This window comes from Methylomicrobium lacus LW14 (assembly GCF_000527095.1).
In the GTDB taxonomy this organism is placed as follows: domain Bacteria; phylum Pseudomonadota; class Gammaproteobacteria; order Methylococcales; family Methylomonadaceae; genus Methylomicrobium; species Methylomicrobium lacus.
Genome location: NZ_AZUN01000001.1, coordinates 3,727,195 through 3,741,599, shown reverse-complemented (window position 1 = coordinate 3,741,599; position 14,405 = coordinate 3,727,195). Strand labels below are relative to the sequence as shown.

The window sequence follows — 14,405 nt, the reverse complement described above, 5'->3', positions numbered from 1 at the left end:
AAATATCATGCAGAGAAACCCAATGGACTTCATCATTTACGACGGCGTCCTCGATGACAAAATTCTGGATATCGCGCCCAATCGCGATGCGTTTAATGGCGGATACCTGATTTTCATCGGTTTAACCAACGCCACTTCACGCTTGGTCGGAACGGCCACGCCTTACAAAAGATTATTGGGGTTGGCAAAGCAATTTGAACAATTTGGCGTGTCGATCGAGCGGGTTGTCGTTACGCCATGTAGTACGAATTATTTGCCGAGCCGGCAGAGGGTCGCGACGGCTTTGGAAAAAAGCATGGGAGGCAGACGCGAACTGGGTCATTTGGATCAGGTTTTAGAAATGGCCAAACCCGCTTTACGCAAGTTGTTTGAAAACAAAGAGTACGTATGCGATTAGGCCAGATTTTGATAAACAAAGGCGTTCTCGATAATGAGGAACGCGAGATTGCGCTGTTCGAACAGCCTAGGACAGGCAAGCGCTTTGGGGAAACTTGCCTGGCAATGGGTTTATTGAGCGAAGACCAGCTTGTGCGCGGACTTGCCGAGCAATATCAATTACAGACGATTCATCTCCTTGACGGACTTGCCGAGGAGCCGCTCCTCTCTGCCAACGTTGCAACGCAGCATCGCATTTTGCCACTGTTAATCAAGAACAAACAGGTCTTCGTCATAGACGATCCGACCAAAATTCATGTCGCGGACATCATTCGAAAAGAGACAAAACTCACCCAGATCGACTTGCGGCTGGCCACTTCAAAATTGATCGACGAAGGGTTAGTGAAGATATACGGCGGCGACTCGCTGTGGATCCGCTCGCTTTTTCATACCGGCCTCGAAAACCAAGTGGTTGAAATCGTCGAGGCCGTTTTGACGCATGGCGTTCGCATGGGCGCGTCGGATATTCATTTTGTGCCCGGCTGCGGCATCACGCGTTTATATTACCGAATTGATGGGGTAATGCAGCACGTCAAATCGCTGCATGTCGACTTGAATGCCGGGGTAGCAAATTATTTGAAGGTGTTAAGCGGCTGCGATATTGCGAACACGCGCTTGCCCCAGGACGGTCAGTTTGAACGGTTATTCGGCGATAAAAAGATATCGTTCCGGCTCTCGTTTCTCCCTACCCAGGTAGGAGAATCCATTGTCATTCGCGCGTTATTGCATGGGGACGCGTTGGCGTTGGAGGAAATGGATCTGGTCAGCGATGATAGGGAAGCTCTGTATAACATCTGCCGCAAAAGTGCTGGCGGCGGGCTTATTGTGGTGTCGGGACCGACTGGCAGCGGCAAGACAACCCTCCTGGCGGCGTTGGCCAAGCACCTTTTGAAAGGCGACAGAATGTCTGCCGTTTCGCTGGAGGATCCGCCTGAGTACCGGCTTCCCGGGGTTCGCCAGTGCGCGGTTTCTGACAAACTTTCGTGGGCTTCAGGTTTAAAAAGCATTTTGCGGCACGATCCGGATCTGATCATCATCGGCGAGATCCGTGATGAGGAAACCGCGGTGCTTGCGGTTTCGGCCGCGTTGACGGGTCATCGGGTTCTGACCACCATCCATTGTCATTCAGCCGCCGGCGTCCAGAATCGATTCCTCGAATTGGGCGCCTCCGCGCAAACTTTCGACAGGGTCATCAAGGGCATTATTTCAACTCGATTGTTCAGGCGCGTTTGTCATTGCGTCCACGAACGAAGCCAAGAAACCGAATGCCGGCTGTGTCGGGGTTCAGGCTACAGCGGCCGCATCGCCGCAATGGAGATCATCGAGACGTGCAGTGGTTATCAAGCGCCCCTTGTTTCCCTGGAAAATCGCGCTCGCGAGCTGGTACAGCAGCAGGTAACCTCAAAACAGGAATTGATACGTGTTCTCGGGATAGACCTATGAATAATTTTTTCAGTTTTTCAGTGAAAAATTTCATCTTATGAGCCGTTTTACGTATGTTGCCGTCAACAGTGCCGATTTCAAGCGCTTGACGGAAGGCGAAGCGGAGGCGTCCGATATTGAAGAACTGGAGCGCATGCTGATCGAACGCGGACTTTTGTTAATGGATGCTCGCCCAGCGAAAAAATGGCGGATTTTCAAACATGCCATTTCGATGAACGACAATGAACGAGCTGAATTTTTGGAGTCGGTTGGCGAAATGCTCGAGTCTGGCATTCCGATTGGAGAAGCGCTCGAAGAAATGATTGAGAGCGAAGTCAAGCAGAAAACCGCCTCTTCGAGATTAGCTGAAAAATTGTTCGACGGGGTAACGCGAGGGGAACCGCTGTCCGTTTGTGTTGCCCGTGAAGCGCGGGCGATGGACCCGGTTTCGGCCGGTTTAATTCAAGCTGGCGAGACATCGGGCGACATGGGAACCGCCCTGCTCTGCGCGGCTAAAATTTTACGTCGCCGCGTGGAGGTTAAATCAAAGATTCTTCACGCGTTGATTGGCCCGCTCTTGACTTCACTTGCCGCTTTGACAGCCCTCGGAGTCTGGATCATTTATTTGGTACCGCGTTTCATCGCCTTTCTGGCTGATGCCGGCGTAAAGCCTCCGGAGCACATTACATTTTTAGGCGAGGTCTCCCGGCTCTGCACGTTGCATTGGCAATTGATTTTGGGTATTGGGTTGGGAATCACCATTCTTTTGCTGCTTATCTTGCGAGTCGAGGCGGCCAAAATGGTGATAAGCCGATACGTTGGGTGGATTTTTGCCGCTTATCGGATGAGCGAGCGCGTTCAGCTGCTGGCCATGATCGGCGGATTGTATCGTGCGGGCATTTCGCTCGACAAGGCGGTCGATCTTAGCGCATCGACGGCTGCCGACCCTATTCTAAAAAAAGGCCTCGATCGGGTCAGTCGCGGTCTTCATTTGGGTAAAAGTTTTGGAGAGATGTTGTGCGAATTCGGGCTATTTCCCCAACAAACGTTGAAGATTGTCAGGATAGGCGAAAAATCGGGGATGTTGGGCGCGGCCCTCTTACGTGCCGAATCCCTTCTTTCAAAACGATTGCAAAAGCGGATTGACAGTCTGCTCGGCGCTCTTCCCCAGGTTTTGATATTGATCCTGGGTGGTATGTTTGCGGCAATGGTATGCGGCGTGGTGTTGCCGATTTACGACGCCGTTTCAACCATCCAATAATCAAAATCCAGATTTTTACAGGAAAACTTATGAAAAACAAAATGCTGAAACTGGCTTTGAGTTCATCCCTGCTTATTACATGCGCGGCCACGTCTGTTTCATTTGGCCATACATCAATTGAAAAAGAACTGATTGATTCGACAACTACTAATAGCAATAACGTAGTTATTGCTCATGGCTGTACAGCTAACAACGGGAAAAAAATTCCTGTTGTTGCTCAATCCGTATTATTCCCCACGGTGAATCCGGTACTTTTCAGATCGACCGACTTAGAACACCCTGCGACAGACCTTACCCTTGATGACGTTCTGCGCTCTGGCTCCTTAGCGGATATTCCCCAACTCATTCAGAGTAAAGAAATTTTCAAGTTTCAGCGCGAGAAGAAAGATTCTGCGGGTAATGTAATAGGATTCGAGGGTTTTAATGGAAAGTTGAATCCGGATTTTCACGGTCTTGTTCCATTCTCGACTTTTCCTTTGTCATTCAAGCCTGAATCATGCGCTCTTCGCCTTGTCGTCAAGATCGCCGTTGCTGATATATGCAGAATGTCATTCCCACCTCGAAAAGGCACGGCAAACCTTTGGATACCCGGCGTTACAAATAAGTTTACCGAGATTTTGGACGGTACGAACACCCCAAAACTTGTAGGATGGACGCCCAGCTTAATTTTTGAGCGTCCGGCGACGATGCCGATTGATAGCGTCACTTGCGGCGAAGGCTACGATGTTCTTGTCTTTCCTTCCGACGAAGATGTCGATGCCAACTTACCGATCAAAAAACGCTGGGGTTAAATATTTCACCTTTCTCAATGTGTCCCACGTTGGGACACATTCTATTCGCGCCATTCCGCTCATGCCTGGGGGCATAGTCCCATCCCTTACTGTCCCACGTTGGGACACCTTTATCGCAAACATTTCCCTCGTGCCTGCGGCATAGACCAACATTCCTCACTGTCCCACGTTGGGACAGTTTCATTCCAAACATTTGCATCATGCCTGAGGTATAGACCCCATTCTTGACTGTCCCACGTTGGGACACTTTCATCGCAATCGTTTCCCGCTCCTTTGATATTGAGTTGTAGCTCAAATTTATTTGGTGGGTGTTATGAGAAAAATTCATTCGCGACTGTTGATGGTCATGCTGTTGGGCGTAGCCTCTACCGCGTCGGCGGTTGTCGGTGTCAGAAAAGGAGAATTGAATACCGGGATATTATCTTTGCTAAGCCATTCAAAAATTTTTTTTACGCCCGCAGAGCGTAGTGCGATTGATCGTAACGGGAAACCGATTGAAAGGCCGGTTGGCGAAATCAGGGTTGATGGAGGCCCGAAACGACAAATCATTATCAAATCGATGCCCCAGTCCATACATAAACCTGGAGGTTTTGGCCGCAGGTCGAATTCAAAGGAGCTGTTTGATGCTGATTGAAAAAAATTTTGGATTTACCTTACTAGAACTTTCAATCGCCCTGGCTGTGGTTGGGATTTTAACCGCGGATCTCGGTCTTCCGCTTGCATCTCGAATGATTGAGCGCAATCAGGCCAAACAGAATGAGCAAATGATCAAGGATGCCAAATCCGCTCTCATCGGGTTTGCGATCAAAAACGGCCGTCTGCCCAGGCCTGCGGTTTCCGCATTTGATGGTAGCGAGGCGTCTGGCTGTGTTGGCGACAACGGCCAATGCCGGGGTTTCCTGCCTTGGACCACGATTTCCCTGTCCAGGATGGATCCCTACGGCCAACTCTTAAGCTATTCCGTTTCGGAAAACCTCGCTGTCGCAGTCGATAACAGCAGCGAGGGCAATCTGCAAATTTCTACCAGGACGATGAAAGGCGAAGAGATCGCGTTGAGCACATCGGCGGCGGCAGTCATTGTCTCACACGGAAAACGAAACTGGGGAACACAGGGAAATGGCGAAGCGCGAGCTGACTTATCCGCGTCCAACCGGGACGAGGACAGCAATGCAGTCGGCGCCCAATATTTCCAGCGGCCTGCGCTGGATCAGCCAAATTTTCCCGGCGGCGAATTTGATGATGTGGTCGAGTTTTTATCGACCGAGCTTTTGATCGGAAAAATGGCCGGTAGCGATGGCACCGACCATTTCCTGTCTCGCTGATATTAACTTGTCATCAACACAGTGGATTGCGCCATGATCAGACAACACGAAGTTAATGAAAAATTGAAACAACTCATTTGGGCCAACGGGATACGGGTCTTCATCGATTTGAATGGGGAGCCTGCCGAAAAATTGATTTGGGTCGGCGAGCGCGGTGAGTTGGTTGCGGTGGACAACGAGGAAGAAAACAAGGGATTTTGCTTTCATCTTGAGGATGACGGGGATGAAAAAATCGCCGGGGTGCTTCCGAGCGAGTTAATTCGGCTTGCAGAAGAGCAGGATTTTTCCGATTCCATGCGCATCGAGGAAATTGTACTGATTCTTCAAGCCCACATTCTCTCTTCCGCCTGCCAAAAATTTTTGGATTGGATAGACAAAGGTGAAGCCTGGCTGGAATACATCGACTTTATGAAAACGAGGTAAGAAATCTTATGGGTATTTTAAAACCGCTCAAAAAAAACGAGTTTCAAACAGTAGCATTGAAATTGTCGAAATCTTTGCACGAAAGGTTGCGCAATGTCCAGGAGCTCGCCAACGAGGCCGACTTGGAATTCGACGTAAACGATCTTCTGGTGCCGTTGTTGGAAAAAGCCGTTGCAAAGGCCGAGAAAGAATTGGAAGGCATTTCTACTAAGACAAAACCGGAATCCAAAGAGCAAAAAACAAATGCTGGCGGTGGTGAAACTGATAAAACTAACACTCCTAACCTGAGCCAAACAAATCAGACCAGAATGTAAAAAAAGCTCACTCCCAAGGTGCCTTGCCGGCGGCTATTCAATTTAGCCGCCGGCATTTTTTTATTATTCGCTACTCGACATCTGCCGAAAACCTACCATATTGCCCGGATACTTACAAAAGCATTTCCTCTGTCATTGATATTACGTCATAACAATTTTTTACGGAGTAGTGCTGTGAATAAAATTTATTTTGTTGGCAAAGATGGAGAGGTAAGGGTTAGTAAGTGGGATTTATTTGGTAACTTGAGGTTTTACGAAAGGTTTGATGGGCAAGGTGTTATTGATGGTCCTGTTGTATTTGGCGTTGGAGGTGAAATTTCAGTTCAAACTTTGCCAATGGTAAAGGGAAAATCTGGAAATATGATGCTACGTCGCAAAATCAAGGAATTTTCGGGATCGAGCGACTTAGCTATTTCAATAATGATTGGATCCTTATCTGAGAATAATAGCGCAGTTTGGTGCTTCGCGAAAATGGATAGTTCACGAGACTTCAGCAGCGAAGATATGAAGTGGTGGGTAATGGGCGTCGAAAATATAGCCGAATTGATGGGGTGGACAGATCAAATTGTCTTGTTCGAACTTCACGGTTCGCGGCATCTTGTCGTCATTGATTATCACGGAGTTATTGTCGGGTATCATGATTGCGCTGGTGCTGATCTTGTGGAAATTGGTAGGGTAATTCAATCCTGGTTAGGGCGACGCTGGGGAGGAAAAGGCATCATTACCATCGACTGTGAGTGGAATGGCGCGCAGGCCTCATCTTGGTTGGAAATCGGGGCTAAATTCATGATCGATAGACCGGTCGTTAGTGAATTTCCTGAGGTAATTTTTTGCCACCCGAAAATCATCCGGTCTTCGCCCAATTTTGCGACGGAGGAAATGCGGCGCTCCTCTAGGGATAGACGAATTGGTGCATTTTTTTATACTTGCGCAATTGGCGTGGCAATTGGAAGTTTGTGGTTTGCCGGCGGGCTCTATCGTTCCGGGGTGGCTAATCAAGACGCATTTTTTAGGGTTGAGGAAGAGCGTCGAGCTTTGGTTGCCAAGATCGATACGTCGCGCGAGGTCCTGTTGGGTAACGAGGCTTTTTTGAGAACGGCGTTGACCGTGGCGGACTCTATCAGCGGAGCGCCCAGTTTGCAGGATGGCTTTCAGGTTATCGCAAATGCCGGGCTTGGCGAAAGGATTAATCTTGAAAAAATATCGATTGTCAGGGCTGATGATCGGGGGGGTTCCGTTATGACGATGTTCGGCACGGTGACCCCGGTTTTCCAATCAGGAAAAGTTTACTCTGCAACGCTCAAATTCTTACAGGGATTTTGTAATCTGTTGTCCGAGAAGAATCCTGCCATTGTCGAGAGCGCTAAAATCGAGACCTTGGGTTTTATTGTGGGAGACAGCAACGCTAGCATCACCGAGCCAGCGGCTTCGTTGACGTCAATGCCTTTCCAAATTCTTGTTAGCATGCGGAGAGCCATTTGATGATGCGAGTCATTCTTTCAATTTTGATTTTTTTGGGGAGCTGTGGTGGCGGATATTTTGTGTGGCGGCAGGCGGAAAAATTCTCGTCCCAACAATCTGCCTTGGTTGATCTGGCAAAAGCGAATTTGGAGAGGGGTAAATCGGAGATAGAGCGCATTAAAACTGAAAATTCTGAAACCAAATACAGAATTAATATGCTTCGCAATTCTGGATTTTTTGATCTTAACAGAGTTAGAACTTTGGATTTATTCTCTGCCCTGGGTAAGGAGTTTTCATTTTCCTTACAGGACGATGAATGGAGCAAATTGGACAACGGCAAAAAATTGACGGCCAAAATATCGGCAACATTTCCTCACGAAATGGATTTATTAACCTTTCTACATCGGATTACCCAGGGCAAATTAGGGTTACTAACATGGGACCACCTTGAAATTTCTCGCGCCACCACTGGCCTGTCTCTAGTTGCTACTGTGACCTGGTTTGGCGTGACGAAGAGCATGCCTGGAATGGCGAGAACCCATTAGCATCAAATTGCCCCCCTACCTCATCGCGTGGATGGACCGGCACCCCGAAAACCGGGCTGTTTTGATCGAGACAGTCCTGAATGGCTTTTATCGGATTCAGTTAGACATCCAAGCCTACCAACGAAAAAAAACGGCGTCAAGAGACACCCTAGCCGGGTAGTGGTTCACTTAAATTATACCCATGTGAACTCTTTCGACGGCTATGAAACCTTATCGGATCGGCATGACCAAGAGAACGAACCCACGCAAATCTAAAAAACGTGGACCTTATAAGAAAAAGCTCAAAAATGAGCAAAACAAAACTGATAGATAAATTCAAGAATATTGGCGCAAACCAAGCTTATAGAGCGAAATGTATGTTGTAGAAATCTTTCTTTGATACTCCCGCTTGTTTAGCCATATAACCTACCAAATCATGGCTAAATGGCGCTTTCGGACAATCAACAGTTACTTTTCCAGGAAATTCTGGCTTTTTCCATTGCTCATGCGAAGAGTTTTTCTGTACATACAAAGAAAATCCAAGATGGGCTAGGACTGCTTTTACTTGGCTGCAAGTTAAAGGTGGATGATGACCGCTCACGCGTGCCCGTGATTATAGGGTCCATGAGGGATTACTGGACTAAATGCTTCGCCAATCCATTGTTTTAACGAGCGACACCGCGTAAAGAGGTCTAACGTATAGAACAAAGCCCACTCTGAGAAATCTGCTTTTCTCAACAATAAGTATGGTGCATAGTTCTTTGACTCGCCCTCTAGCGCATCATATAGATACTCATCTATTTCTTCTTCGAGCTTCTGTTTTGCTTCTTCAAGAGTGTCGCCAACAGCATACAATGAGAAATCTAAACAGCGCGCAGACCAATAGCTGTCGTGTTTTTTAGCGATACAATGTAAATTTTTAGCCACCCTTAAGCCTCCTAAAATAATTTAGCGTACGATTTGTATGCTTCTTATCTCACTTGGTAACGCAAAAAGCCGCACTTCTTTACTTCTTTTGGGCGACCATGTGAACAAAGTATAATTGTCTTACACGCTCTTTACAAGTTCATCTATACAAAGCAAACCCAACACTTACTACTTTTCGCACTAATTAGACAAGCCTTAGACTTAAAATTCATAAAAAATTCTTAGCATCTTATGCATGATGGCTCTCTACTTTCGGTTAATAGGCTTAAATTTCAAACTGAACCACTACCGCCAAGAATTTGAGCATCCCGGCGGTAGTTCTCCGCCGGGGATGGCGCAGTACTGGACATCAGGCAAAGTCGAATAACGTCGTCTGCTGGGGATCGGGGCGCATTTTCGCCAGAAGTTGATTGATGCGGCGCGGGGTACGGCCGACCCGCGAGGCAATCTCCGCAACCGATTTACCAGCCGCAGCTGCTCGCCAGACTTCCCCGGTTATCCCTCCTCCGAACCTCGGGACCTGCAAAATTCTCTCGGGCTCGGGCTCGATTACTGCGAAAATTGCCGCATCGTCCGATACGATCGGCATATCCCGATCGTCGCCGTCCGCATCGAGCTCAGCGCCGTATCGCCCCTGCGCGGCGTATCGCCGACAAGCGTGCTCGAACTGACGTAGAGCCCACGTCTCAAGAGTTGCCCCACGGTCGGGACGATAAGTTTTGCTGGCATCATGCCAGGACAGCCAGGCGGTGCCTAGAATATCGCCCGACTCGATATTGAAAGATCGGGCGGTTTTGTATAAAAAACATTTGTTTTTGTTGAAAAATTTTTCAAAGATCATTTTATTCCTCCACCGAGCCAGCTAAATTGCCCGCGCCGATCCCTAATCGCCGCCAGGCCTGCCGCGTGATCAACCGGATGAGCGACCCGCCTGGGCCTGTCCCAAGCGTGGGCTGGCCAGTCTGGCCAGCCGGATTCGATCAGTTGGCCGTATATCGGGCAAATGTGATCCTCGACTGCGCGCAGAGACCCGGTCCGGACGATAGCGACGTTGTAGCCGTGGGCCGACGCCACCGCCAGCACGAGCGGATGCTGGTACGTCTCGGCAAGAGACGCCGCGTGCAGGTGCAGGTGCGCCGCGCGTATCAGCAGCCGGATGGCCGTCTCCAGAGGCGGAGTCGAGGGGTCTGCCACCGCCCGTGCGATGCTAATGAACTGGGCGGGCGCTGGCGGCCACTCGAGCTGCTCGCGACAACGATCAATGGCCGCCGACAGGATTCCGGCGGGTAACCGGGCATTTACTAACATCGACTCCCATTCTATAAAAGCCTGGTCGAGAGAACCGGGGTGGCTCGTCCAGCGGTGGCGGTAGATCGCGGCCATTCGCCCAAAAATCACGCCGGCGGCCATCGTCTCAGGGGGTAGATGGCTATCGGCTGGCGGCTGGCCGTGCTCGAGCGAGGAGTATCCGGCGGAGTTCGTCAGAGTATGAGTCTGTATGCTTTTGTTTTTCATTGGTTTTTTTCTCATTTTTTTGGTTTAATCGGCGCGAATATTGATTTTGTGCATGCGCAAAAAAGTGCGATGACCAGCACCTGGCCTCGCCCTGGCTGCGCCAGTAGAGGCGGTACTCGGGCAGGAGCGCCTCCCAAAAGTCAGCTGGCACGCCGACATCCCGCAGCGTCGAGGCGACCGCATCGGGTGGCACCCAGTCGAGACGCATCCGGCCCGCAGCAGGAGTAGTCAGAGGATTATCCGTTTTCTGTAGAGCGCCCGTGTCCTCGCTCTCCGGTGGTGCCACGGTCGTGCCCGAGTTGTCTGCACAGACCACGGATGACGCGGCCTGCACCGTGTCCTGGTCCTCGTGCCCCGGTCGTGCCCTGGCTGTGCCCTGGTCCTGGGACCCAATGGCCAGCGGCAACCGGTAGATGAGGTACCGCCCTTCCGGGCACGTGACTCTAACTAGCTGGTCCAGCGCGACCCGGACGGCTTTTTGGCTGGGGCGGATGATCTGCCGATTGACAGACTGGGCCCCGATTTCTGCGAGGCAGTCGAGCGAGATCCGGCGCGCCGGGCCTCCCACAACTTTTGTTTTATAATTCATGTATTTACGCAGGCAGCGAAAATACAAAATTTGCGCAAGATGCGGGAGATGGTCTAACGCGTCATACTCTGGATCGGTGATCAATGTCTGCATAACATCAGCTCTGTGGCTTGTTGAACGTACAGGACATTATGCCCATATTTTTTTTGGTGTTAAGCGCAAAAAAGATCAAAAAAAGTCGTATTTCAATTTTTTTAATTTTCCTTGTAAATCAATACCAAAAAATCGTAAAGCATTGATTTTTATGCAAACATCGAAATAGCGCAAATGTTGCTCTATTTCGATGCGCAAAATTCACCTCGGACGATAGAATTCAAAATCTTGATAAGATGCTGAGCCTGCATTCTCTTTCAAAACTTGACTTAACTTGACGCGTCACTATAATGCGCAGATGATAAAGAGGCTGAATGTCACGAAAGCAAATCAAGCCATGGTTGCCGCAGGTTTAACTCAAACCGCAGTAGCAGACTCGCTTGATGTCTCCAAAGAAGCTGTTTCCCAATGGCTGAACGAAAAATCGTTCCCTCGTCCAAATAAATTACTGCAATTCGGCAAACTGCTTGGATTGAGCTTTGACGAGCTAGTGATCAAGGAAGACCCGCATACACCGATCGTGGCTTTTCGCAAGATGAAAGGCACGAAAACGAAAGACCATCACATTGAAAAAGCCCAAGAAATGGGGCGTTTTTTACGTTGCCTGGTGCCCTACTTGCCGTTTGACATTCTGGAAATGCCTCCGGTACTGAAAAATCCGAACTGCGATTATGATTATCTTCAAACGATCGCAGCTAAAGTACGAATGGAAATCCATGTCGATGATGACGAAACAATTGATTTTGCCCACTTGATTCGCCGCTTTACTGATTTGCAAGCAGTCGTTATCCCCGTTTTATGGGGCAGCAAACAAAGACACGAAAACGCGGTTCATATTTTTCTACCGGATTCGCAAACTACCTGGGTCTACCTAAATCTTGATGTCAATATTCACGATTTTAAGTTTTGGATGGCTCACGAACTCGGCCACTGCTTGTCGCCTTCACTACGAGGGGAGGAAGCGGAAGATTTTGCCGATGCTTTCGCCAGCACATTGCTGTTCCCTGAGATAAAAGCAAAACGCGCCTACCTGGAGATCAGCCAGCAAAGAACTCTGAAAGGCAAACAAGATTGCCTTTTGGCTATTGCTAATCGAGAGGTCATTTCACCCTACACGGTTATTGTGCAGGCCAATCGGTATGCAGAATCCAGTGGCAATCCCCAGCTTGACTTCGGCAAAAATATTTGGGGAATTATTACCAACTTTAACAAGGGATATAAGAACGTCAGCGAAGCATTGTTTAGCGATTTGCAAAATCTCAATGCGCGCGAATTCATTCAAAAAGCGGAAGAAGCGTTCGAAACCCCGTTTTTCAATATTTTAAGCAGTTATCTCAAGGCGAGCGGCAAAGGTTCAGGCATTGTGCACACCGTCACCGATATGCCGCTCCTCGATGCGAGGAGTTTGCACGCTGAGCTGACTTAATGCCGCAATCCAAGATTTTGGTCGATACCAATGCCTACTTGAGGCTCGCCAAAACTGTCCGACCGCTCCTGTTTGTTACCTTTGGCAAAAAGGAATATTGTCTTTACATCATTCCAGAGCTAAACAAAGAACTTGCAAATCATCGTTTCAAGTCTAAGTTCCCCTGGATCGACGAAGCGGAATATCAGCAAAATCGCCAATACCTCCCTCAAATTGGAAAAAAACAACGCCGAGCTATTGATCAGGCATTCGAGTACATTTGGGATTATGTACAAACCGATTTGCCTGGCCCCTCGAAAGTCGATGCGCTTTACATTGCTTACGCGTTAGAACTGGATGTGCCGGTCGTAACCGATGACCAAGACATGACAGAACTTGCACATGCCTTCGATGCCAAGGTCATGTCTACTCTCGACCTCCTCAAACTGATGCTCGATTGCGGGCATGTCACTATGAAAACCATAGACGGACTGATCGATTATTGGCGTTATATCGGCGACCGGCCCGCCAATCTTGAACAAGATTATTTACGCCTGTTTCCCGAGAGCTGAAAACCAAATTTCCTCATGGTTGGATAATGTGGATACCTACCAACCCAACACAAGGAAAACTCATGAAGCAAAGAATTCAGACTGTCGGCTTACTGCTGACCATGACATTCGTCGCGACAGGATGCGTCAGAAACACAAAACAGATCACAACCTCGATTCCCGCAAATGTCCAGCAGGCGCAACCCAAAACGGAAAAAACAAATCTGCGCAAGGAAAGCGCAAAAATTTTTCTCTATGATCCGCGGGATCCAGCTAAACCGAACTGGTTCCCGGACCTTTGCGAAAATCCCTGGCCACTATCGAAAGACGTCAAAAGCGTTGAACTCAAAGGAAGTTGTCTCTACCAATTCGACCGGTTGGGTCGGCTGATTGAAATGAGGCGAGCCGACGGCCAAAAGGTTTCGTTAAAATACCCAGGAGACTCGATGTCGCCGGTTCGACTCATAGGGTCAGATGGCTTCAATACCAATATCGTTTACGACCCGTTTGCGAATATCGACAATGAGATAACGCAAACGCCAAGCTTTGAGTTCCGAGGTATTCGGCACGAACATTGGCAAATGGACTCGCCAAACCTTTTGATCGAGAGGCTGAAAAATGCAGTGAACGGAAAAATCGTAATTGAAAATTTTTTCGATCCCGGAACGGGGCAAATGATCGGCTTCAAAAACGATAAAATCAAAACGTTCATCAAAGTCGAAAATGGCAGGGAGCCTGACATAAGGGTCGTTAAAGTCCTTGAGACTCCAATCGATTCTGATGACAATTGGTCGGAAACGGTCGAGCTGACGTTTAAAAATCAATTGCCGATAAAAATCAACGAGAAAACTTATTCACATAAATTTGACGATCGAGGAAATTGGGTCGCGCGGAATGATGCCGAAACCCACGCTGTCAGAAAAATTGAATATTATTAAAAATACCTGCCATTCAATCAGCATTGAGCATACGAGTGCAGCATCTCGATGCTCAATGCCAGCGAAATAACGGCAAATAGGGTGCCTGTCCGATAATTGTAAACCCGTTTACACAAAATTCGGGCCCCTCTCTCGAACAAACGGCAGCAAGGCAATTTGCCTCAAATTTTTATCTTCATCCCCTTATGCAACACTGCTGGGCCCGCCAACAGATTATCTTTTCCATTCCCATCTGGCGCAATGTAAAAAAAGACCCAATCCGGTAAGTTTGTCGATATGCGCAAAAAGAGTTGCTCATAATCAAACCCATCAACAGTTTTTTCTTCGAATCGATACCGATGGCCAGCGATCAATCCATTCTCCTTGCGCGCACCGATTATTTTACTAAATCCGATGTAAGCGTCCAACCCTACCACATAGCGAGGTTGATGGGG

At 48.6% G+C, this 14,405-nt stretch carries 19 protein-coding genes; 13 read left to right on the top strand and 6 right to left on the bottom strand.

Annotation, left to right across the window (positions count from 1 at the left end):
* The first annotated feature begins 7 nt into the window (after positions 1-7).
* The 10 genes from METLA_RS0117415 to METLA_RS0117370 all read left to right on the top strand — a co-directional run bounded on the left by METLA_RS0117415 (position 8) and on the right by METLA_RS0117370 (position 7,974).
* Positions 8-397, top strand: a complete 390-nt coding sequence (locus METLA_RS0117415; RefSeq protein ID WP_152539488.1) for a hypothetical protein — start codon at positions 8-10, stop codon at positions 395-397.
* On the top strand, positions 388-1,878 hold the full coding sequence (locus METLA_RS0117410) for a GspE/PulE family protein (protein ID WP_024299758.1): 1,491 nt from the start codon (positions 388-390) through the stop codon (positions 1,876-1,878). The genes METLA_RS0117415 and METLA_RS0117410 overlap by 10 nt, the downstream gene beginning before the upstream one ends.
* A gap of 37 nt (positions 1,879-1,915) precedes the next feature.
* Positions 1,916-3,118, top strand: coding sequence for a type II secretion system F family protein (locus tag METLA_RS0117405; RefSeq protein WP_024299757.1), 1,203 nt, complete (start codon positions 1,916-1,918; stop codon positions 3,116-3,118).
* A 29-nt stretch (positions 3,119-3,147) separates the two neighbouring features.
* Positions 3,148-3,909 (top strand): hypothetical protein, encoded by a 762-nt coding sequence (locus METLA_RS0117400; RefSeq protein ID WP_024299756.1) that lies wholly within the window; start codon positions 3,148-3,150, stop codon positions 3,907-3,909.
* A 313-nt stretch (positions 3,910-4,222) separates the two neighbouring features.
* Positions 4,223-4,543 carry a hypothetical protein gene (locus tag METLA_RS22995; protein ID WP_161635426.1) on the top strand — a complete coding sequence of 107 codons (321 nt, stop codon included), beginning with the start codon at positions 4,223-4,225 and terminating at the stop codon, positions 4,541-4,543.
* Positions 4,533-5,231: a type II secretion system protein gene (locus METLA_RS0117390; protein ID WP_024299754.1), complete on the top strand. Its 699-nt coding sequence runs from the start codon at positions 4,533-4,535 to the stop codon at positions 5,229-5,231. Before METLA_RS22995 ends, METLA_RS0117390 begins: the two co-directional genes overlap by 11 nt.
* Positions 5,232-5,264: 33 nt before the next feature.
* Positions 5,265-5,654 carry a hypothetical protein gene (locus tag METLA_RS0117385; RefSeq protein WP_024299753.1) on the top strand — a complete coding sequence of 130 codons (390 nt, stop codon included), beginning with the start codon at positions 5,265-5,267 and terminating at the stop codon, positions 5,652-5,654.
* An 8-nt stretch (positions 5,655-5,662) separates the two neighbouring features.
* A complete protein-coding gene (locus tag METLA_RS0117380; protein WP_024299752.1) occupies positions 5,663-5,968 on the top strand; it encodes a hypothetical protein in 306 nt (101 codons plus the stop codon).
* A 174-nt stretch (positions 5,969-6,142) separates the two neighbouring features.
* Entirely contained in the window at positions 6,143-7,450 is a 1,308-nt protein-coding gene (locus METLA_RS0117375; protein ID WP_024299751.1) for a hypothetical protein, read from the top strand.
* On the top strand, positions 7,450-7,974 hold the full coding sequence (locus METLA_RS0117370; RefSeq protein WP_024299750.1) for a hypothetical protein: 525 nt from the start codon (positions 7,450-7,452) through the stop codon (positions 7,972-7,974). The genes METLA_RS0117375 and METLA_RS0117370 overlap by 1 nt, the downstream gene beginning before the upstream one ends.
* Before the next feature lie 340 nt (positions 7,975-8,314).
* On the opposite strand, the gene METLA_RS22205 is transcribed toward METLA_RS0117370, so the two are convergent.
* The 5 genes from METLA_RS22205 to METLA_RS0117350 form a co-directional block, all read right to left on the bottom strand.
* Positions 8,315-8,554, bottom strand: a complete 240-nt coding sequence (locus METLA_RS22205; protein WP_084480176.1) for a type II toxin-antitoxin system HicA family toxin — start codon at positions 8,552-8,554, stop codon at positions 8,315-8,317.
* On the bottom strand, positions 8,551-8,880 hold the full coding sequence (locus METLA_RS22200) for a type II toxin-antitoxin system HicB family antitoxin (RefSeq protein WP_084480175.1): 330 nt from the start codon (positions 8,878-8,880) through the stop codon (positions 8,551-8,553). Before METLA_RS22200 ends, METLA_RS22205 begins: the two co-directional genes overlap by 4 nt.
* Before the next feature lie 349 nt (positions 8,881-9,229).
* Positions 9,230-9,721: a sigma factor gene (locus tag METLA_RS0117360; RefSeq protein WP_024299748.1), complete on the bottom strand. Its 492-nt coding sequence runs from the start codon at positions 9,719-9,721 to the stop codon at positions 9,230-9,232.
* Positions 9,718-10,290, bottom strand: a complete 573-nt coding sequence (locus METLA_RS0117355; RefSeq protein ID WP_024299747.1) for a hypothetical protein — start codon at positions 10,288-10,290, stop codon at positions 9,718-9,720. The genes METLA_RS0117360 and METLA_RS0117355 overlap by 4 nt, the downstream gene beginning before the upstream one ends.
* Before the next feature lie 19 nt (positions 10,291-10,309).
* A complete protein-coding gene (locus METLA_RS0117350) occupies positions 10,310-11,077 on the bottom strand; it encodes a DnaT-like ssDNA-binding domain-containing protein (RefSeq protein ID WP_024299746.1) in 768 nt (255 codons plus the stop codon).
* A 298-nt stretch (positions 11,078-11,375) separates the two neighbouring features.
* Between METLA_RS0117350 and METLA_RS0117345 the strand changes: the two genes are divergently transcribed.
* The 3 genes from METLA_RS0117345 to METLA_RS0117335 all read left to right on the top strand — a co-directional run bounded on the left by METLA_RS0117345 (position 11,376) and on the right by METLA_RS0117335 (position 13,971).
* Positions 11,376-12,503 (top strand): helix-turn-helix domain-containing protein, encoded by a 1,128-nt coding sequence (locus METLA_RS0117345; protein WP_024299745.1) that lies wholly within the window; start codon positions 11,376-11,378, stop codon positions 12,501-12,503.
* Positions 12,503-13,054 (top strand): PIN domain-containing protein, encoded by a 552-nt coding sequence (locus METLA_RS0117340; protein WP_024299744.1) that lies wholly within the window; start codon positions 12,503-12,505, stop codon positions 13,052-13,054. The genes METLA_RS0117345 and METLA_RS0117340 overlap by 1 nt, the downstream gene beginning before the upstream one ends.
* Positions 13,055-13,116: 62 nt before the next feature.
* Complete coding sequence (locus METLA_RS0117335) at positions 13,117-13,971, top strand: hypothetical protein (protein WP_024299743.1); 855 nt, start codon at positions 13,117-13,119, stop codon at positions 13,969-13,971.
* Between the two features lie 161 nt (positions 13,972-14,132).
* On the opposite strand, the gene METLA_RS0117330 is transcribed toward METLA_RS0117335, so the two are convergent.
* On the bottom strand, positions 14,133-14,378 hold the full coding sequence (locus METLA_RS0117330) for a hypothetical protein (RefSeq protein ID WP_152539486.1): 246 nt from the start codon (positions 14,376-14,378) through the stop codon (positions 14,133-14,135).
* Positions 14,379-14,405 lie beyond the last annotated feature (27 nt).